Origin of the sequence: Pseudomonas sp. B111 (genome assembly GCF_026428275.1) — a bacterium.
Classification (GTDB): Bacteria; Pseudomonadota; Gammaproteobacteria; order Pseudomonadales; family Pseudomonadaceae; genus Pseudomonas; species Pseudomonas aeruginosa.
The window spans coordinates 3,727,305-3,746,503 of sequence record NZ_CP097857.1 but is presented as its reverse complement, the minus strand read 5'-3'; the positions used below and the strand labels follow the sequence as shown (position 1 = coordinate 3,746,503).

14 protein-coding genes and 2 pseudogenes are annotated in these 19,199 nt (G+C 64.3%); 7 read left to right on the top strand and 9 right to left on the bottom strand.

The genetic code is table 11. The features are described from left to right. Positions 1–79 precede the first annotated feature (79 nt). Together M6E97_RS17330 and M6E97_RS17325 are read left to right on the top strand one after the other, a co-directional pair. Positions 80–955 carry a LysR family transcriptional regulator gene (locus M6E97_RS17330; protein WP_003109095.1) on the top strand — a complete coding sequence of 292 codons (876 nt, stop codon included), beginning with the start codon at positions 80–82 and terminating at the stop codon, positions 953–955. Between the two features lie 90 nt (positions 956–1,045). After that, on the top strand, positions 1,046–1,894 hold the full coding sequence (locus M6E97_RS17325) for a CAP domain-containing protein (RefSeq protein WP_033939259.1): 849 nt from the start codon (positions 1,046–1,048) through the stop codon (positions 1,892–1,894). A 97-nt stretch (positions 1,895–1,991) separates the two neighbouring features. On the opposite strand, the gene M6E97_RS17320 is transcribed toward M6E97_RS17325, so the two are convergent. The 5 genes from M6E97_RS17320 to M6E97_RS17300 all read right to left on the bottom strand — a co-directional run bounded on the left by M6E97_RS17320 (position 1,992) and on the right by M6E97_RS17300 (position 6,886). After that, positions 1,992–2,828 (bottom strand): bifunctional allantoicase/(S)-ureidoglycine aminohydrolase, encoded by an 837-nt coding sequence (locus tag M6E97_RS17320; protein ID WP_003086528.1) that lies wholly within the window; start codon positions 2,826–2,828, stop codon positions 1,992–1,994. A 136-nt stretch (positions 2,829–2,964) separates the two neighbouring features. Further along, on the bottom strand, positions 2,965–3,867 hold the full coding sequence (locus M6E97_RS17315) for a LysR family transcriptional regulator (RefSeq protein ID WP_003109090.1): 903 nt from the start codon (positions 3,865–3,867) through the stop codon (positions 2,965–2,967). A gap of 165 nt (positions 3,868–4,032) precedes the next feature. Beyond that, positions 4,033–4,749, bottom strand: coding sequence for a UTRA domain-containing protein (locus M6E97_RS17310; RefSeq protein WP_003086532.1), 717 nt, complete (start codon positions 4,747–4,749; stop codon positions 4,033–4,035). 81 nt (positions 4,750–4,830) lie between these two features. Further along, a complete protein-coding gene (locus M6E97_RS17305; protein WP_003086534.1) occupies positions 4,831–5,484 on the bottom strand; it encodes an HAD family hydrolase in 654 nt (217 codons plus the stop codon). A gap of 67 nt (positions 5,485–5,551) precedes the next feature. Further along, entirely contained in the window at positions 5,552–6,886 is a 1,335-nt protein-coding gene (locus tag M6E97_RS17300; protein WP_034005181.1) for an MFS transporter, read from the bottom strand. A gap of 493 nt (positions 6,887–7,379) precedes the next feature. Here M6E97_RS17300 and M6E97_RS17295 point away from each other — a divergent pair, with 493 nt between their 5' ends. After that, a complete protein-coding gene (locus tag M6E97_RS17295; protein ID WP_003120575.1) occupies positions 7,380–8,282 on the top strand; it encodes a LysR family transcriptional regulator in 903 nt (300 codons plus the stop codon). 4 nt (positions 8,283–8,286) lie between these two features. On the opposite strand, the gene M6E97_RS17290 is transcribed toward M6E97_RS17295, so the two are convergent. The 4 genes from M6E97_RS17290 to M6E97_RS17275 form a co-directional block, all read right to left on the bottom strand. Beyond that, positions 8,287–9,468: an iron-containing alcohol dehydrogenase gene (locus tag M6E97_RS17290; RefSeq protein ID WP_033939263.1), complete on the bottom strand. Its 1,182-nt coding sequence runs from the start codon at positions 9,466–9,468 to the stop codon at positions 8,287–8,289. Positions 9,469–9,569: 101 nt separating this feature from the next. Further along, positions 9,570–11,060 carry an APC family permease gene (locus tag M6E97_RS17285; protein WP_033939264.1) on the bottom strand — a complete coding sequence of 497 codons (1,491 nt, stop codon included), beginning with the start codon at positions 11,058–11,060 and terminating at the stop codon, positions 9,570–9,572. A 259-nt stretch (positions 11,061–11,319) separates the two neighbouring features. Continuing rightward, positions 11,320–13,236 (bottom strand): exotoxin A, encoded by a 1,917-nt coding sequence (gene toxA, locus M6E97_RS17280; RefSeq protein WP_033989353.1) that lies wholly within the window; start codon positions 13,234–13,236, stop codon positions 11,320–11,322. 249 nt (positions 13,237–13,485) lie between these two features. Beyond that, the gene (locus tag M6E97_RS17275; RefSeq protein ID WP_033938905.1) at positions 13,486–13,854 is read right to left on the bottom strand and encodes a DUF2195 family protein; all 369 of its coding nucleotides are present in this window, start codon (positions 13,852–13,854) and stop codon (positions 13,486–13,488) included. Between the two features lie 494 nt (positions 13,855–14,348). Between M6E97_RS17275 and pys3 the strand changes: the two are divergent. The 4 genes and pseudogenes from pys3 to M6E97_RS17255 form a co-directional block, all read left to right on the top strand. Continuing rightward, positions 14,349–16,463 (top strand): annotated as a pseudogene (gene pys3 / locus M6E97_RS17270) (pyocin-S3); the annotation flags it as partial. Between the two features lie 108 nt (positions 16,464–16,571). Further along, positions 16,572–16,844: a colicin immunity domain-containing protein gene (locus M6E97_RS17265; RefSeq protein WP_031690664.1), complete on the top strand. Its 273-nt coding sequence runs from the start codon at positions 16,572–16,574 to the stop codon at positions 16,842–16,844. 360 nt (positions 16,845–17,204) lie between these two features. After that, positions 17,205–18,566, top strand: a pseudogene (locus M6E97_RS17260) (S-type pyocin domain-containing protein); the annotation flags it as partial. Next, positions 18,566–19,033 (top strand): DUF6392 family protein, encoded by a 468-nt coding sequence (locus M6E97_RS17255; RefSeq protein WP_071534445.1) that lies wholly within the window; start codon positions 18,566–18,568, stop codon positions 19,031–19,033. The pseudogene M6E97_RS17260 and the gene M6E97_RS17255, both read left to right, overlap by 1 nt. Positions 19,034–19,199: the final 166 nt, after the last annotated feature.

The following is a 19,199-nucleotide window of genomic DNA, read 5'->3' as shown; positions in this document are numbered from 1 at the left end:
CATGGTAATCAGCGCGGATGCCGTGGTCGTGCAGCGCTTTTTCATTAGACTGATGCGAAAATGCATCAGGAAAACCGCCATGAATTGGGACGACACCCGCGTCTTCCTCGCGCTCTGCCGCGAGCACACCCTGCGCGGCGCCGCCCGCGCGCTTCACATCGACCAGGCCACGGTGGGCCGGCGGCTGGCGTCGCTGGAGGCGGCGCTGGGCTCGACCCTGTTCCTGCGCACCTCGTCCGGCTACCTGCTGACCCCGGCCGGCGAGGCGGCCTTCGAACTGGCCGAGAAGATGGAGCGCTCGGCCCTGGAGCTGCTGCGGCGGACCCGCGGGATGGACCACCGACTGTCCGGCGAGGTGCGGTTGTCCACCACCGACTCCCTGGCCGTCGACTTCGTGCTACCCGCCCTGGCCCGCCTGCACCTTGAACACCCGGATATCCGCGTGCTGCTCGACAGCGCTTCGGCCGTGGTCGACCTGCCCAAGCGCGAGACCGACATCGCGATTCGCACCCTGCGGCCGGAAAATCCCGATTTGATCCTGAGAAAACTCGCCAGTTGGCCCATGGGCCTGTTCGCTTCCGCGGACTACCTGCGGCGCAACGGCGTACCGGTGCCCGGCGAGCGTTTCCGCGGCCACGACCTGGTGATGTACGAACCCTATTGGCACAGCCAGCGCGAACTGACCCTGGGCGGCGAGCCGATCCGCGACGGCCGGGTGGTCATCGCGGTGAATTCCAACATGATGGTGCGCCAGGCCCTGGCGCGTGGCCTGGGGCTCTGCGAGCTGCCGCTGTACATGGGCGAGCGCGACGGACTGGTGCGGGTCTGGCCGCAGCGTGAGCGACGCCGGCCATACGAGGTGTGGATGGTTACCCACAAGGACCTGCGCCACACCGCGCGGGTCCGCGCGGTGATCGAGCGGCTGGTGGAGGCGTTCGCCGAAGCGCCGGCCTGAGCCTGCAACGCCGGCGCCGGGTTCCGGTCGAATGCGGCGGCGCGCCGCGGAATCGCGCATCATAGGCGCCATCAGATCGAGGAGATTTCCATGGCAATCCCAAGCATCCCGCGTTTGGCCGTACTGACGCTCGGACTGGCGCTCGCAGCGGCCGCCAGTGCCGCCGACGAGGCGCAACTGGTCGAGGCGATCAACGCCTACCGTGGCCAGGTGCAGTCCTGCGGCGGGCAGGCCAGCGGCGAACTGCCGCCGCTGGCCGCCGATCCGCGCCTGGCCTTGCCGGTGAATGCCGCCGGCGACCTGCAGCAGGCGATGGCGCAGGCCGCCTACCCGATGGTCAACGTGCAGTCGATCAGCCTTTCCGGGCCGCGCGATGCCGGCGCGGCGATGAAGGCGCTGCAGGAAAGCTTCTGCCGCGTGGTGCTCGACCCGCAATTCGTCGACGTCGGCGTCAGCCGCCAGGACCGCGACTGGCGCATCGTCCTCGCCCGGCCATTGCTGCGCGGCGGCATGGGCGATTGGCAGGCGGAAGGGCAGAAGCTCCTGGAACGGATCAACGCCGCCCGCGGGCAAGCCCGCCAGTGCGGTGGCAAGCCCTACGCAGCGGCCCAGCCGCTGGCCTGGAACGCCACCCTTGGCGGCTCCGCCGAAGCGCATTCGCGGGCGATGGCCAACGGCAACTTCTTCGACCACCTCGACCGCGACGGCCGCACCCCCGGCGACCGCGCCGAGCTGGCCGGCTACAGCGGCGGGCTGATCGGCGAAAACATCGCCGCCGGCCAGGACGGGGTGGACAAGGTGGTCGACGGCTGGCTGGCCAGCCCGGGCCACTGCGCCAACCTGATGAACCCCGGCTACCGCGAGCTGGGCGCGGCCTACGCCACCGATCCGAAGAGCGACGCGGGAATCTACTGGACGGCCATGTTCGGTTCGCCCTGAAAGCCTCCGCACCCGGAGCTGACGACGGGCTGGGTGCCTTCCGCAAACGAAAAACCCGGCGCCATGGCGCCGGGTTCCCTTTCAGCCTGTCCCGCCCTCAATGCGGCGCATTGAGGGTCAGGCGCATGTGCCGGTTGACATCCTTGTACAGCAGGTAGCGGAAGCGCCCCGGGCCGCCCGAATAGCAGGCCTGCGGGCAGAAGGCGCGCAGCCACATGAAGTCGCCGGCCTCCACCTCGACCCAGTCCTGGTTCAGGCGGTACACCGCCTTGCCTTCCAGCACGTACAGGCCGTGCTCCATCACGTGGGTCTCGGCGAAGGGGATCACGCCGCCCGGTTCGAAGTTGACGATGTTGACGTGCATGTCGTGGCGCATGTCGCTCATGTCGACGAAGCGGGTGGTGCTCCAGCGGCCTTCGGTGTCCGGCATCACCAGCGGCTGGATGTCCTGCTCGTTGGTGACGAAGGCTTCCGGCAGCGGTACGCCGTCGACCTTCTGGTAGTGCTTGCGGATCCAGTGGAAGCGGGTGTGCTGGCCGGTGGTATTGCGCACCTTGTAGTCGGCGCCCGGCGGAATGAAGGCGTAGCCGCCCGGCTGCATGGCGTGGACCTGGCCCTGCAGGGTCAGGCTCAGCTCGCCTTCGACGACGAACAGCACGGCCTCGGCGTTGGGATCCTGCTCCGGTTTGTCGCTGCCGCCGTTGGGCGCCAGTTCGACGATGTACTGCGAGAAGGTCTCGGCGAAGCCGGACAGCGGGCGGGCGATCACCCACATGCGCATGTTGTCCCAGAACGGCAGGTGGCTGGTGACGATATCGCGCATCACCCCCTTGGGAATCACGGCATAGGCTTCGGTGAACATCGCCCGGTCGGTGAGCAGCTCGGTCTGTGCCGGGTGCCCGCCGTGCGGCGCGTAGTAGCTGGACTTGGACATGGAGCGTTTCCTCGTTGTTGTCTTGCTGCCGGCGCACGCGCCGCCGGAGCGAAACGGGCGGGCGCGAGCCGTTGCTGACGGCAACGATATCCAGCGTCTGTCACATGCACAAATTAAATGTTGGAATCCAGCATATTCATTTTTCGAATGCGGGCCGGCTCCGGGTATCTTCCGCCAGCACCCGCGACAGTACGCGCGCCAGCGCCTTCACCATCGGATCCGCCGCCGGCCGGTGCAGCAGCGCCACTTCGAACACGTCCACCGCCGGCAGCCCGGCGTTCTTCGGCAGCACCGCGTGGCCTGCGCTCACCGCGCGCAACGGCAGCAGGCCTATACCCATGCCGTCGGCGATGGCCGATTGCAGGCCGCTGAGGCTGGAACTGGTGAAGCTGATGTGCCAGCGCCGGCCGACCGCTTCCAGGGCGGCGATCATCTCGTCGCGGTAGACCCCGCGCGGCGGGAAGGTGACGATGGGCAGTGGGTCGAGGTCGATGCAGGGGTTCCTGGCGCTGTCCACCCAGCATGTCTTTTCCGGCCAGCAGGCCAGTGCTTCGCGGCTGGCGCGGCGCTGCTTGAGCAGCACCAGGTCCAGTTCGCCGCGGTCGTAGCTGGCGCTGAGGTCGCGGCTCATGCCGCTGGTGACTTCCAGCTTGACCTGTGGATAACGCCGGTTGAAGGCCGCCAGTCGCTCGGTGGTGCGGCCGGCGGCGAAGTCGTCCGGCACGCCGATGCGCACCGTCAGCGCCACCGTGGCGCCGGACAGCGCCTCGGCCAGTTCGTCGTTCAGTGCCAGCAGGCGGCGGGCATAGCCGAGCAGCGTATCGCCGGCGTCGGTCGGCAACACGTCGCGGTTGCCGCGCTCCAGCAGGCGGTGTCCGGCCATTTCCTCCAGGCGGCGAACCTTCTGGCTGACGGTCGACTGGGTCGAGTGCAGGCGCGCGGCGGCAGTGGTGAAGCTGCCGCAGTCGGCCACCGTGACGATGGCGCGGAGCAGGTCGAGGTCGAACAGGCGGCTATTCGATTTTTCACTGTCGCTCATGGTCGTATCGCATTTTCGAATGTTTTCGCCACTTTTAGCAGGCCGTGCCGTCAGCGGCAACCGCTCAGCGTCGACGCAGCGTGCCCAGCGGTCGACCAATGCGCTGGAAGCGGCGGGAAACCCGCCAGGCGGTCATGCATGCGCCAGGAACAGGACTGCGGAGCGCTACTCGGGCACCTCGACGTTGACCTGCAGCGCGTCGTGGCGCCAGTACTCCAGGTCGCAGTCGATCAGGCGGCCCGCCTGGTCGCGGTTGACCCGCACGATCTGCAGCGCCGGGCTGCCCACCGAAACCCGCAGCGGCCCGGCGGCCTCCGCCGGGAGGATGGTCGGGACCATCTCGAAGCGCACCCGGCCGTAGCGGATGCCGTAGTGGTTGGCGTAGAGATCGGTCAGCGAGCGAGTCAGGTCGAAGCGCTCGATGCCGGGAAAGTAGGCGGGATTCAGGTAGTGCTCGACGTACAGCACCAGCCGCCCGTCGACCCGCCGCGCCCGGCGGATCTGGAACACCCGCGACAGCGCCGGCAGCTCCAGGCGCTGGCAGATGTCGACGCTGGCCGGGATCATCGCCGCGCCGAGCACCTCGGTCTCCGGCACCCGGCCCTGGTCGGCGACCATCGCGTGGAAGTGGCTGCGCACCAGCGGGTTGTACAGCAGCCGCTGCGGCGAGACGAACCAGCCGCGGCGTTCCTCGCGGTAGATCAGGCCCTGGTCCTCCAACTGGCCGAGCGCCTCGCGCAGGGTGATGCGGGTGGTCGAGAACAGCTCGCTCAACTGCCGTTCGCTGGGCAGCTTGCTGCCGCGCGCGAGCAGGCCGCGCTCGATCTGCTCGCGCAGGGACTGGTAGATCACCGTCAGGGGTCGGGACGGCTCGTCGCGCATATCGACGCTTCTCCGCTGGGGCTCCGGGGGGCTACAGGGTAATGCTTCCGGGCCGCCGGCGGTATAGCGCGGCGCGCCTTCTCAGCGCCATTGCAGCACTGGCCAGCCGGCCTCGCGGGCGTGCCCGAGCAGCGCCGGGTCGGGGTTCACCGTGTGTGGCCGGTCGACCCGCGAGAGCAGTGGCAGGTCGTTGCGCGAGTCGGAATAGAAGGTCGCGCCGGCCAGCGTCTCGCCCTCCTGGGCCAGCCAGGCGTCGAGGCGACGGACCTTGCCCTCGCGGTAGGTGAGGGTGCCGCGGGTGCGCCCGGTGTAGAGGCCGTCGCGCTCCTCGATGTCGATCGCCAGCACCTCGTCCACCCCCAGCCGGCGGCCGATGGCGCTGACCAGGAAGTGCGCCGAGGCGGAGATGATCAGCAGGCGGTCGCCGGCCTGGCGGTGGCGTTCCAGGCAGCGCACGGCGTCGGCGTGGATGCGCGGCGCAACGATCCGCGCGACGAAATCCTCGACGGCGCCGGCGATCTCCGCCGGGGTGCGGCCGGCGATGGGCGCCAGGCTGAAGTCCATGTAGTCCTCCATGGCCAGCCGGCCCTCGGCATAGAGTTCCATGAGGCGGCGTTCCTGGTGCAGGAAGGCGGTCTTCTCGACCCAGCCCAGTTCGGTCATGTAGCGCCCCCAGAGGGTCGCGCAGTCGCCGTCGATCAGGGTGTCGTCGAGGTCGAAGAGGGCAAGTGGCATAGGCGGTTCCTTGTTCGCTAGGGATTGGCCCGGCACGCCTGGCGCCGGGCGATGGTTCGGCGAGGTTTCAACGCGGCTTGCCGGCCGCCAGCAGCGGCCCGCCGGCATGCGCCTTCGGTTCGACGCGGCACGCGCCTGGCCGGCTGTTCCAGAACGGCACCAGCAGCAGGCTGGCGAGCAGCGCGGTGGCGGTGAACACGAAGAACACCGTGAGGGTGTCGAAGTAGCCCGGCAGCAGGCCGCCGAGGATCGCCCCGACCGAGCCGCAGCCGTTGACGAAGCCGGTGGCGGTGCCGGCCGCCTCGCTGGTGCCGAAGTCGATGGCGGCGGCGCCGCTGATCATCGAGTCCGGCCCGTAGAGGGTGACGCCCATCATGAACAGCAGGCCGACCACCAGGTACAGGCTGCCGCTCTGCATCGCCGGGACGAACAGCGCCAGGCTCAGGGTCAGCGCCGCCAGGCTGAGCACGCAGGCCGGCATGCGGCGGGCGCCGAACAGCTTGTCCGAGGCCAGGCCGATGAGGATCGGCCCGGCCAGCCCGGCGACCTCGAAGGCCGAAGGCACGATGGCCGAGGCGACCTTGCCGATCTCCGGCATGCGTTCGTAGATGATCACCGGGCCCCAGAGCAGGATCGCGTAGCGCGCCGGCTTGAGCAGGAAGTAGGCGATGCCGAGGACCAGCACGTGGGGATTCCTGAGCGCCTTCAGCAGGGCGCCGGAATGGCTCGGCCGGGGCGCGTTGGCGGGGGGCGCGGCCTCGGCCTCCACGGGCGGCAGGCCGACGTCCTGCGGACGGTTGCGCTGGAGGAAGAAGAACAGCACGGCCACCGCCAGCACCACTCCCGCCGAGGACAGGAAGGCCATGCGCCAGTCATGCGTCAACCGGTAGGCGCACCAGCCGGCGAACGGCGTCGCCACCAGCCCGCCGAAGGCGTAGCAGGTACTCCACAGGCCGAGCACTCGGCCTCGCTCGTAGGTGGCGAAGAAGGCGCCGATGTTCTTGCACAGCCCCGACCAGCCGGTGGACTGCGCCAGGCCCTGGACCACCATGCAGGCGGCGAAGATCGGCAGGGTGGCGAAGGTACCCATCGCCAGCGCCGCCAGCGCCGAGGTGAGCAAACCGCCGAGCACCACCACGCGGGTGCCGAAGCGGTCGGCGAACACCCCCCACATGAACTGGCCCACGGCGTAGGCGGCCAGGTAGAGGGCATCGAGATCGGCCATGGCGCTCTTGTCGAGTTCGAAGGAGGGGTCTTCGGCGATGCCGAGCTTGGCCACCGAGAAGGCCTTGCGGGTGAAGTAGAAGGCGGCGTAGGCCAGACAGGTGATGACGAAGATCTGGATGCGCCAGCGCTGGAGCGATTGCCAGCCACGGTGCAGGGTACCGTTGTGGTTGTTCATGTGGGTCCCTATGGGTCTAGACAGTGCGGGGAGGTTGTTCTTGTTGTGCTGCTGCAAAGCTGTCCGGATGCATGGTCTAGACCAGATGCCTTTTCCATGACTTTTTTCGTGCGCAAGGTTGGCTGTCGGCGCGCTCCTGCTCGGTCCTGCCGAGGCTGAGATGGATTGTGAAGGTGTGGCGGCGGTGCGTGGCGCCGATCCGGTCAGGCTGGGCCGGCTGGCGAAGGTCAATCTAGCACCGGGTATTTTTATGGTCTAGACCAAAAGTAGAGCGAAACCATTCGATTTTTTCGAGGGATTGCCCGGTATTGGTGCGTTTTCTTGTCCTGGTTGCACCTTTGGGCGGGACTTTTCCGCGTATTTTCAAGAAATTGGAATAGACCAGATTTTCGATGATGTGCCAGCGCCTCTGGCGCGCCGTGCGCCGCCGCTGGATGGCCGTGTGTCGCGGCGCTCGGCTAGACTGCGGGACCTCGCGCCGGATCGGACCGCCATGCTGAGAAACGTCACCGACCTAGACCTGCGTCTGTTGCGCATCTTCGCCTGCGTGGTGAAGTGCGGCGGTTTCACCGCGGCCCAGGCCGAGCTGAACATGAGCCAGTCGAACATCAGCATGCACATCGCCAGCCTGGAGAAGCGCCTCGGCTACCGGCTCTGCGAGCGCGGCAAGGGCGGCTTCCGACTGACCGCCAAGGGCCGCCGGGTGCTGGAGGCTTCGCGAACGATGTTCGACGCCATCGGCCTGTTTCGCGACCAGGCGCAGGCGTTGTCCGGACGTTTGGTCGGGGAGCTGTATCTGGGCCTGGCGGACAATCTCGCGACCTTGCCCCAGGCCCGTTTCGGCGATGCGCTGGCGCGCTTCCAGCGGCGCGACCAGGATGTCCAACTGAACCTTTTCGTCAATTCGCCCACCGAGCTGGAACTGGCGGTGATCGAAGGCGAGCTGGACCTGGCGATTTCCTATTTCAGCCGTTCGCGGCCGAGCCTCGAATACCGCCCGCTGTATCGCGAAGAGATCGGCGTGTTCTGTGGCGATCGCCATCCGCTGTTCGCCGAGGCGCAGCCGACCCTGGAGCGGATCGCCGCCTGTGACTGGGTGATGCACGGCTTCCTGCCGGAAAACCTGGTCCTGCCGCTACGCCCTTCGCGCAGCCGCGCCACCGCCTACCACATGGAAGCGGTCGCCCATGCCGTGCTGGCCGGCACCCACCTGGGCTACCTGCCGACCCATTACGCCGAAGCCTGGATCGAGCGCGGGCGGATGCGCGCGCTGTTGCCGGAGCGGCTGAGCTATCCGGTGGAGCACAGCATGATCGTCTATGCCGGGCGCCCCCTCAGCGAAGCCGCCCGCGCCTTCATCGACGACCTGCTGCAGGTCCACGGCCTGACGTCCTGAGCACTCAGGCGAGAGTCCCGGCCACCGCCTGGCGGTAGATGCGCGCATAATCCCGGGCATCGAGCGGCAGGGCGTTGGTCGCCGAGGAGGACAGGTCGGCCAGCGCCTGCTCGCCCACCCATTGCGCGTCCTCGCCATCCAGGCCGAGGGCGGCGAGGTTCGCCGGGATGCCGATGCGCGCGCGCAGTTCGAGGATCCACGCCAGCAGGCCGTCGAAGCTCGCTTCGTCGAGTTCCAGGTAGCGCGCCAGGCGCGCGGCGTCGGCTTCTATCGCCGGGCGGTTGGCCAGCAGAACGTAGGGCAGCAGCACGGCGTTCAGCAGGCCGTGGTGCAGGTGATGGCGAGCGCCCAGCGGGTGGGCCAGGGCGTGAACCCCGCCAAGCCCCTTCTGGAATGCCACCGCGGCGCTGGCCGAGGCTACCAGCATGCCTTCCCGGGCGGCGAGGTCGTTGCCGTCGCGCACGGCGTTTTCCAGGTGCTGCCTGACCAGGCGCACGCCTTCCAGGGCGATGCCCGCCGACATCGGATGGTAGAGCGGCGAGAACAGCGCCTCCAGGTGATGGGTGAGGGCGTCCATGCCGGTGGCGGCGCTCAGCGCCGGCGGCAACCCGCGGGTCAGGCGCGGGTCGAGGAATACGCAGGCGGCCAGCAGCTCGCGATGGCCGACGACCCGCTTGATGCCCAGTTGCGTGTCGGTCAGCACCGCCTCGCGTCCCAGTTCCGAGCCGGTGCCGGCGGTCGTGGGCAGCGCCAGCAGCGGCGGCAGGCCGAGCAGCGGGTAGTCGGCGAGGGTCGGATAGCTGCGCAGCGTCTGTGTCCATTCGAAGCGTTCGAGGCCGTGCGGATCGCGGCTGAGCAGGGCGATACCCTTGGCCGCGTCGAGGGCGCTGCCGCCGCCGAGGGCGATCAGCGCGTCATGCCCGCCAGCCTCGAAGCGCCTGGCGCCGCCCTGGACTTCAGCGAGGCTGGGGTTGCTCGACAGTTCGTGGAACAGGTCATGGTCGATGCCGGCGCGTTCCAGGCACTCGCGCACCAGGCGCAGGGGCTCCAGGGCGAGCATGCCGGGATCGGTGACCAGCAGGGGCCGGCGTGCGCCCGCCAGCGCGCAATGCCTCGGCAGTTGTTCCAGGGCGCCGACGCCGCAGAGGATATCGGTGGGGTAGTTCCAGTAATGCAGGTCGCTCATGGCGATGCTCCGTGAAAGCAGGATGAGCCGGGCCCCGCCGGGCGCGAAGCCAGCGTGCGGGAACAACCGGAGGAGACGCCGGAACGGCCGGCGCGTGCGGGTCAGTCCGCCGGCGGAGCGGCGAAGCTGAGGCTGGTGGCGATGCGCCGATGCGGCTTGGCGATGACCATGTAGAGCAGGCCGAACGCGGCCAGCGCGGAGAACACCACGACCACCGCCCAGACCTGGAACCAGGGCGCGTCGGGCGGGGCGAGGCTGGCCCGCGGCCAGGCGACGTTGAGCGCCTCGAAAGACAGCCAGGCGACTGCCAGGACGTTCACCGCCAGCCCCGCGCGTCCCAGGCGCAAGGCGCCCTTGTCCGGGTCCCAGCGGCCGACGAGGCGGGCCCAGAGGGCGCAGGCGGCGACGATCAGGAAGACCACGAAGAAACCGCCGCTGCCGAACGCGATCAGCGTGCCGACCGCCGTGGCGTTCAGCCCCAGGGCCAGGCCGAGGCTGGCCAGCAGCGTGCTGCAGACCATCGCCGCCATCGGCACCTTGCGCCGGTCGACCCGGCGCAGCAGGGCGGAGCCGGGCAGGATGGCGTCGCGCGCCATGCCGAAGATCGCCCGGCCGATGTAGGTCTGCACCGACACCACGCAGGCGACGAAGGCGATCAGCACCACTGCGACGAAGGGCCGCTCGGCCCAGGCGCCGAAGGCGTCCATCACCGCCGGGGTGACCGGGTCGACCACCTGGCCGCTGACCACCGCGCCGATGTCCTGGTAGGACAGGGTCACGGCGAAGGCGGTGAGCATCACGGTGAGTCCCACCACCAGCATCGAGCGCAGGATCGCCCGGGGAGTGGAGACGCGGGCATCGGTGGTTTCCTCGGAAATCTGCGAGCAGGCGTCGAAGCCGAGGAAGGCCCAGCCGCCCACCGCCAGCGCGGTCAGCACGCCGTCCAGGTAGGCGCCGTCCGCATCGCCTGTGCCGCCCGGGCCGCTGAACAGCAGATCGAGCGGATGGTTGCGGAAGAACAGCAGCAACAGCACGCCGATACCGATGGAGGCGATGGCCTCGGCGACGATCCCGGCATTGACGAAGTACTTCAGCGGGTTGATCCCCAGCAGGTTCACCGCCAGGCCCAGCGCCAGCAGCAGCGCGCCGCAGAGCACCTGGCCGTTGGCCGACGGCGGCGCGCCGGTCGCCAGCAGGCCGAGCCAGAAGCCACCGAGGTAGGCCACGGTGGTCAGCGAGGCCAGCGCCGAAGCCAGGTAGAGGAAGCCGGTGAACCAGGCCAGGCGGTCGCCCACCAGGCGCCGCACCCACTGGTAGCAGCCGCCGGCCAGCGGAAACTGCGAGGACAGCTCGGCGTAGACCAGCGCCACGCCGAACTGCAGCAGCAGGCACAGCGGCACCACCCAGACCCAGGAGGGGCCCATGCTCATGGCGCCGAGGGACATCACCGAGTAGATGCCCACCACCGGCGAGATGGTGGCGAAGCCGACGGAAAAGGACGACCACAGGCTCAGCCCGCGCTCCAGTTCCTGGCGATAGCCGTGGGCCGCCAGCAGGCGTTCGTCGCGGGAGGTATCGCGGAGATCAGTCATGGCGGTCTCCGGGCGAGCGCTGCGGGGAAGGGGAAAGGCGGATGCCACCGATGCGATGGGTGAGCATGGAGAGTCCTCGTCGGCTATTGGAATTGTTATGGCCGCTTCCGGGACGAGCGAAAGCGTGGCAGACGCAGGTTAGGCGGATTACCTATCAGGATGAATTCATATTCGATTGGGCTGGCATCAGGAAAACCTGATGTATGGCCAGGCCCCGAGAAGGCCGGCTCCTGCGAAGGGAGCCGGCCGGTCGCGGCAGTTACTTCAGGTCCTCGCGCGGCGGTTTGCCGGGCTGGCTGGCGTAGTCCGGCAGGGCGCTGATCGCCTGTTCCTTGTCGGGGATGCTGGACGGGTCGAGGTCGCCGCCGACGTTGCGCGGGTCGGTGGGGATCGCCGAGGGAATCACCACGGTGCGCTCGGCCAGCGGCCAGCCGAGAATGGTCTCCAGGCGCCCGCCTTCCTCCTCGGGGCCGGTGATGGCGTCCAGGCGCAGCGGCAGCGGATGGCCGATCAGCCGTTCGACCTCGCCCGCCGCCTCCGGCGCGGCCAGGGTCAGGCTGGTGCGGTAGAAGCCCGGCAGGCTCGAGCGCGGCACATAGACCCGCAGCAGGGCACCGTTGCGGATCCGGCCGCGTGCGTCGGGTTCCTGGTCCTGGGCGTAGCCGTAGGCCAGCGCCGGATCGCCGGCGATATAGAAACCGCGCCAGATCGCGTCAAGGTCCTGGCTGCGCGCGCGCACCCCGCCGAAGACGATGCTTTGCGCCGCTTCGAGGAAGGTGCCGTGGTAGCCGACGAACACATAGCCGCGCTCCTCCAGTTGGCGGTGCGCCTGGAGCAGCCGTTCCACCGTCCAGTTCTGCGTGCCGCGGGTGCTGAAGCTGACGTCGCCGCCGTCGCCGAGGAACTCCGCGCCAGTGGGATAGTTGCGCTCCAGCAGGGCGTCGCCGCTGTCCGCCGGGCCCGCGCATTCACCGCCGGCGACCGGGCAGGTCAGGCTCACCACGTCGGCGCTGGCCGCGCCGGCCTCGTCGTTGCCGGTGCCCTGCCGGACGAAGCGCTCGCTCTCGGCGGCGGCCAGGGTCAGGGCCAGACGGGCCTGCTCCGGCTGCTCGCGGATCGCTTCGCCCAGGTCGCCGCCGCTGCCGGGGCTGGCCAGGGCGTTGCGGATCACCTGGTCGACCTGGTTCCACGACAGCCGCGCCGCCAGGTAGAGGGCGACCAGCCGCTGCACCGGATAGCCGCACTGCTCCAGTTGTTCCCAGCCGCGCGGCTGGCGATGACGAGTGAAGGTCTCCAGCGGCAGGTGGCAGGCCTGGTGCGCGGTCAGCGCGGCCAGGCTGCCGCCCTCGGGGAAATGCAGGCGATGACTGATGACCGTGGGCTTGATGTCCAGGTCATGCTTCGCCGGGTTGCCGGCGAGCACCCGGTAGATCTTGCCTTCCCAGGTATCGTCGAGGTTGCAGCGCTGCTGGGCGAGGTAGTTGTAGACCCCGTCCAGCGGGTCGAGCAGGCACAACACCTTGCCGCTGGCCCATTCGCTCCAGCGCTTTTCCCGGCGCGGCTGGGCCTGGGCCATGACCACGCTGACCCCGGCATGGCTGATGGCGAGCGTCGGCTGCATCTCGTTGCTCTCGTGCGCCCTGACGAAGAAGGTGGCATCGCGCGCCAGCTTCGCCAGCAACTCGTCGCCCATCTCGATGGTGTAGATCGGCGACATGTGGCTGAGCTGGTTACCGGCGTTCAGTTCGTGAATGAACACCTTGATGTTCGAAGGCTTCTCGTGGCCGATCGGTACCAGCCAGTTCAGCGACCAACTGCCGCGCGCCTGGCGCGTGTAGCTGTAGCGCACCGGCTTGTTCGGCTCGACGCCGCCTTCGAGGCGGATGGTCAGGCCGTCGCTGGTGATGCTGAGGGCGTTGTCGATGGCCAGCTTGAGCGCGTCGTTGCCGCCCTCCAGGACCATGGAGTAGTGCAGCACGCCCTGGCCGTTGGTGTCGGCGATGGCCGGGTCGACGCTCATGCGGCTGGAACGCACGCCGTCCTTGAGGTCGAGCACGCAGGCCTTGGCGCATTCGTTCCAGAGGTCGAAGGCTTCCTCGGCGGCGGACGCGGACGAGCCGCCGGCGAGCAGGCCGAGGCTGGCGACCAGGGGGATCCAATGGGGTATCAGGTGCATCGCGATGGCTCCTGTGATGGGTGAAGGATGAGGCTGATCGATCGGTTGGTTTTTCTTGTCGGGCGAGCCGGCGGAGAGCGGCGGGGCGTCTAGGGTGCGGGATGCGGGGGGGCTGGCGGGGAGCGGAAGAGGGCTTTTATGGGATTTATGAACTGGATTGCAGAGTGGTGAATGTGCGAACGGGAGGCTTGCCGATCGGAGGATACATGCAGGGCGTCCATCTCGGCCTGGTGGTGGCAGCCCGGCCTGTCAGTCAGGCGTCTGACAACCCAGGGTGACGACCAGTTCGCGGCCGCTCGCCATGCCGGCGTCCGCCGCCAGGGTCAGCGTGCGCGGCGTGTCCTGGCGACTATCGAGCAGCCCCTCTTGAAGCACGGGGCTGTCGGCGCTGGCGCCCCTGGCCAGCAGCCGATATCGCACCAGCGCCGAGGTACAGCCGCATTCGCCGGTGGAGCGCCGGGCCTCAAGGGTGAGTGGCAGGTGCAACTGGCCCTCCGCCGTGTGCGGTGCACCGAGCCGGGCGGCGAGGCAGGCGGAGAGGGCATTGTCGAGCGTCGCCGCGTCGGCGAATGGGGCGGCCAGGCAGAGGCTGCCGAGGAGCAGAGCTTTGGCGTCCATGTCGGGGTTCCGCTGGGGATGGAAAGGGCATCATGGCTGAGGTGGCTTTATTCGTCGAACGATGGCTGGCCCTGCCGGTATATCGGCCAGGACTTCAAGCGTTGCGGAAACGGCCTGACCAGCTGCAGCGGCTTTCAATCAAAAACGCTGGGCTCGCAATCAGCGTGGCTTTGTCCGGAAGCTCGCGAAGGGGCGGCATGGATGAATTTTGAAAGTGGGAGTTCGTTAATGAACTGAAGGTATGCGGCTTCCGTGACTGGCCGGGGTAGATGAGGTGTGCGTTCAGGAAATGACCGTTTGATGGACACATGCGCAAATGAGTCAGCTCTATTGAAGGAAATCGATGACGCTCATGGTCGTGTGGAGGGATTGTAGTTGATTGGCGTGTGTGCCAGGTGCATTGGCGTTGATTTTAGAAGTTGGATTCCAGTGGGCACATATTCCAGCAAGAATACCTCTGTATATTTTCTCAAGCTCAAATCGAGGTAAAAACTATGGCTGATGCACCACCGCCACTGATTGTTAGATACTCAAGTCGCCCCGGGAAACCTGGCGGAGTTAGCATAGACGTATCACGAGACAGGCAGGACATACTAAGCAACTATCCGTTCGGTAACCCTTTCCGTGGTTTTACTCTGGCCATGGAGGCTGACTTCAAAAAGAGGAAAGAGAGTCTGGAAGCCGACGTTCAGGCAGAGTTGGATACGGAAGCTGCCAAGTATCCGGCACTACCTGCCAGCTTCACACCTGAGCAGTGGCTGGAAAGATCAACCGTAGTTGTCACCGGGCTGCTAAATCGAAAGCGCCCTGAACTAGATAACGAATTGGATGTGGTTCAGAACTCGGCTAGTCTGGATAAGCTGCAAGCAAGCTACAACACAATCATCCTGAATGATCAGATCAATAGTCTTCAAGAGCGCTTGAACAAGCTCAATGCTGAAACCGACCGCCGCCGGGCGGAGGCAGAAGCCCAGCGTCAGGCAGAAGCGGACGCCAAACGCAAAGCGGAAGAAGCGGCACGCCTGGAAGCCCAGCAGGTCACTCAACAGCTCGGTGCCGACTTCAACGCGATCACCACTCCGACCGCCACCAAGGTCCAGCAACGTGTGAAAGCAGTGGATGCTAGTCTGTCTCAGGTTTCCACCCAGGTCAGTGGTGCAGTCGCCTCGGCAACCCAGGCGGTGCAGGTCAAGACAGCGCAAGCCCAGCAACAAGCCAACAGCCAGATTTCGTCCAGCCAGAACCTGATCAGCGCGGCATTTCGGAATCAGATTGCCTTGGCAGCACAGGCCAGTGGAGAAGCCCAGGTCACGGCTTTCAACACCAAAGTCAAGCAGATCGTCAACGAAGCCACGGCGTTTTCGACAGCACGAAAACAAGCGCTGGCTCAGTTTGCTGCCAATGCGGCCGCCGAGGTCGAAACCGAGGTCAACAGGCTAACCGCCCAGGTCAAGGCCAGCCCCACCAAGGCGGCTTCGCAAGCTGCACAAGCAACCCTTCGACAATTCACTGAAAGCACCTATGCCAAGGTGAACACCTTTGCCCTGCAGACCGAAGCAGCGCTGCAGGCCAAAGCCAAGGAGGTTTCGGCAGCGGTAGCCGAGGCACAGCGTGCGGCGACCAACGATTTGCAAAAAACAGCCGATGTAGTACCAGGTCAGATCATTCAGGCTGCGAACACCTTGGCGATGCCGGCCACCTCTACGCCGCTGGTTTCGGTGGCCGGGTTTGGTAGTGCGGCAGTGGAGACGGCTCGCCTGGCGGCTTCCCTAACGAATGCTGTCAATCGCTTGATTCAGATTGCTGGTAGTGGACCTGGCGCATACGTGGCCACCTTCGCGGTGCTATCGCTCTACTCCGACCAGGCTGGTAAAGACAGTGACAAGGTTCCTGCCGGCGTTCGCAATGCATTGGCACTGGAGGCGTCCGCTCTGGGGCTTCCTGGCACGGCTGATTTGCAAAGCGTCGCCAAGGCAGGTGGCACGGTTGATATGCCGGTACGACTCACGAGTGCTGCACAAGAGAGCCCGAGTGGTAAATCGCAGATTGCCGCGATGTTGACCAACGGTGCAACTGTCCCCAAGGGCGTGCCTGTTCGCGCCGCGACCCTCAATACTGCGACAGGCCGGTATGAGGTGACGGTTCCCGCAAAGTCCACCGTGCCGAATACACCCCCGCTGATCTTGACCTGGACCCCTGCTACCCCTCCAGGAAGCCAGAACCCCTCAAGCAACACTCCGGTCGTACCGCAGCCGGTTCCGGTGTATGAGGGAGCAACGATCACCCCAGTGCAGGCCGAACCGGAGTCCTATCCGGAAGTGCCGTTAGATCTGGACGATCTGATCGTGATTTTCCCGGCGGATTCTGGAGTCAAACCTGTTTATGTAATGCTCAGTAGTCCTCTTGATAGTGGTATATTCACGAGAAAGCAGCTGCTTAAGAAATATCAAAGTCATGCCGATGACTTTGGCTTCGCCGGCAGAAATGCAAATAACACCACCTTGGCGGAGTTCAGAGATAAAATTCTGGAACACCTTGGCTCACCTTCAACTATTGAAAAAGGTGTTTATCATAGATATCAAGGATCCAAGGTATTTTACAATCCTGACACTAATATTGTGGTTGTTATCAAAGAGGATGGAATGTTTTTGTCAGGGTGGTATCTTGAACCAGGAAGCAAACAGGAAAAAAACTATTTTGAGAATGAGGTGCTTTAAATGAGCATGGCACTTATTGATCTTGCAAGAAATTTTTTGGATGGATCGTTAAGCGGAAAGAGTTTCACAAAAAAATTCTTTGAAATGTGGCGTAGCGAAGGTGCGTCAGGATTGCTGAAAAAGGATGATGATAATCTTGGCGCTTGCCTCAGACTTATGTTTGGAATGGCAGATTGCTTCACGGATGGCCCGAAGGATGATGATGGTGAGATAAATGAAGAGGAGCTAAAACAGGAAGTTAGAGAGCTTTTGAAGAAATATAGCTATATCTAGCTGATAGTCTTTTATATCCAAAAATATAGATCAGGCGAAGTCAGTTTATGGGCTTCGTCTGCTTCTTAGGGAAACTTCCGAATAAGCCATCAGATTCGGTCCCGGTCGCGTAAAAACGGGTAAACGCCCCGTTTTTGATACGAGTAGTGGCATTTTCAGCGTTTCGACCGGGCTTCCCGTGTGCCCCGCCCATTTCATTCGCAGATAATCCTGGTTGGCCGCGATGGATTGCAGGTCGGCGCGGATTATTGCAGGCTCATTCGCACTTAATCCTGGTTTGCGGGGCGGGATAGTCGCAAATAATCTCGGTCGAAAACGGCGCTGATTGCAGGTCGGGAACTTTTCGATCGCAGGTCGCTACAGCTAACCGCCCAGGTCAAGGCCAGCCCCACCAAGGCGGCTTCGCAAGCTGCACAAGCAACCCTTCGACAATTCACTGAAAGCACCTATGCCAAGGTGAACACCTTTGCCCTGCAGACCGAAGCAGCGCTGCAGGCTAAGGCAAAAGAGGTCTCAGCAGCGGTAGCCGAAGCACAGCGTGCGGCGACCAACGATTTGCAAAAAACAGCCGATGTAGTACCAGGTCAGATCATCCAGGCTGCGAACACCTTGGCGATGCCGGCCACCTCTGCGCCGCTGGTTTCGGTGGCCGGGTTTGGTAGTGCGGCAGTGGAGACGGCTCGCCTGGCGGCTTCCCTAACGAATGCTGTCAATCGCTTGATTCAGATTGCTGGTAGTGGACCTGGCGCATACGTTGCCACCTTCGCGGTGCTATCGCTCTACTCCGACCAGGCTGGTAAAGACAGTGACAAGGTTCCTGCCGGCGTTCGCAATGCATTGGCACTGGAGGCGTCCGCTCTGGGGCTTCCTGGCACGGCTGATTTGCAAAGCGTCGCCAAGGCAGGCGGCACGGTTGATATGCCGGTACGACTCACGAGTGCTGCACAAGAGAGCCCGAGTGGTAAGTCGCAGATTGCCGCGGTGCTGACCAACGGGGCAACTGTCCCCAAGGGGGTGCCTGTTCGTGCCGCGACCCTCAATGCTGCGACGGGCCGGTATGAGGTGACGGTTCCCGCAAAATCCACCGTGCCGAATACACCACCACTGATCTTGACCTGGACCCCTGCTACCCCTCCAGGAAGCCAGAACCCCTCAAGCAACACTCCGGTCGTACCGCAGCCGGTTCCGGTGTATGAGGGAGCAACGATCACCCCAGTGCAGGCCGAACCGGAGTCCTATCCGGGAGTGCCATTAGATCTGGACGATCTGATCGTGATCTTCCCGGCGGGCTCGGACGTTCCTCCGCTCTATCTGGTCTTTTCCAAGCCGCCAGTTAAGCCGCTGGAAGTGGACATTTATGGTAATTTTGCAGGAAGACCTCGTGATGGAAACCATCTTGACCATATGCCGGCTCAAGGTGCGTTGGCGACGAGTTTGAGATCGAATATTCCGGGAATTCAGGATAAGAAAATTCGGGAGTTGATGAAGAAAGGGGCTAGCATCGCTATTCCTGCGCGGATACACCAGAAGTACAGCGAAACCTACGGCGGGCGTAATACTAAGGAAAAACAGCGTAAGGATGCAGCAGATTTAAGAAAGGCAGTAGATAGCAACTTTGACGCAGTCAAGGGTGCTTTGCTGGAAGAGGGTTTTTCTGAGAAAGATGTTGAAGATGCACGTTCAAGGTTGCACAAAATCAATACAGAGCAGGGGTGGTACTGATGAATTCTGAATCAATCAAGAAAATTGTTGGTGCTCTTGGACAGAGCTATGGCGATTTGTTAAAGAAAAATTTAATACCGGAAACCCCTCTTGAGAAGCAGTACGAAGATTCTGAATGGCTTACTCTAGATGTCGATACTGGTGTTGATCTAGAGTTTTGGGGGGAAAGTAAAGTTGCCGAGAAACTCCATATAGTTCTTATAAAAACGATGGACAACATTCCAGCCTATCAAGGTGAACTGCCACCTCCCTTTTCTAGGAGTATGGATAAAACAGGTGTTCGTTCCATTCTTGGCACTCCAGAGAAGACCAAAGAGCCCTTTACAATGCCTGTGATCGGATTAGTTGGAGGTTGGGACTACTATGCTTATCCTGATCGACCTGATATTAAGGTGTTTTTCAATTATACCGCTGAAATGAAGGTTGACACTCTTTCTTTCATACTAATGAATCCTGATCATGACTGATTTTGTAGTCACTTTTTGAGGAATATAAACAGAGGCTCTCTGTAAGGAGCCTCTGCTTTTTATGTGATAGTTACTCGGTCTGCATCTCTGCTCACCCAGAGCGGGAGCCTACTCTGGCAGAGCAGTTCGATGCCAAGCCTGCCGAGGTTCGTGCGTTGTTCAGCAA

Excerpts from the sequence above, each read along its gene's own strand:
- M6E97_RS17320 (WP_003086528.1), bottom strand. The coding sequence starts at position 2,828 with ATGTCCAAGTCCAGCTACTACGCGCCGCACGGCGGGCACCCGGCACAG.
- M6E97_RS17290 (WP_033939263.1), bottom strand. The coding sequence starts at position 9,468 with ATGAGCGACCTGCATTACTGGAACTACCCCACCGATATCCTCTGCGGC.
- M6E97_RS17295 (WP_003120575.1), top strand. The coding sequence starts at position 7,380 with ATGCTGAGAAACGTCACCGACCTAGACCTGCGTCTGTTGCGCATCTTC.
- M6E97_RS17315 (WP_003109090.1), bottom strand. The coding sequence starts at position 3,867 with ATGAGCGACAGTGAAAAATCGAATAGCCGCCTGTTCGACCTCGACCTG.
- M6E97_RS17330 (WP_003109095.1), top strand. The coding sequence starts at position 80 with ATGAATTGGGACGACACCCGCGTCTTCCTCGCGCTCTGCCGCGAGCAC.
- M6E97_RS17265 (WP_031690664.1), top strand. The coding sequence starts at position 16,572 with ATGAGCATGGCACTTATTGATCTTGCAAGAAATTTTTTGGATGGATCG.
- M6E97_RS17305 (WP_003086534.1), bottom strand. The coding sequence starts at position 5,484 with ATGCCACTTGCCCTCTTCGACCTCGACGACACCCTGATCGACGGCGAC.
- M6E97_RS17275 (WP_033938905.1), bottom strand. The coding sequence starts at position 13,854 with ATGGACGCCAAAGCTCTGCTCCTCGGCAGCCTCTGCCTGGCCGCCCCA.
- M6E97_RS17255 (WP_071534445.1), top strand. The coding sequence starts at position 18,566 with ATGAATTCTGAATCAATCAAGAAAATTGTTGGTGCTCTTGGACAGAGC.
- M6E97_RS17300 (WP_034005181.1), bottom strand. The coding sequence starts at position 6,886 with ATGAACAACCACAACGGTACCCTGCACCGTGGCTGGCAATCGCTCCAG.
- toxA (WP_033989353.1), bottom strand. The coding sequence starts at position 13,236 with ATGCACCTGATACCCCATTGGATCCCCCTGGTCGCCAGCCTCGGCCTG.
- M6E97_RS17285 (WP_033939264.1), bottom strand. The coding sequence starts at position 11,060 with ATGACTGATCTCCGCGATACCTCCCGCGACGAACGCCTGCTGGCGGCC.
- M6E97_RS17325 (WP_033939259.1), top strand. The coding sequence starts at position 1,046 with ATGGCAATCCCAAGCATCCCGCGTTTGGCCGTACTGACGCTCGGACTG.
- M6E97_RS17310 (WP_003086532.1), bottom strand. The coding sequence starts at position 4,749 with ATGCGCGACGAGCCGTCCCGACCCCTGACGGTGATCTACCAGTCCCTG.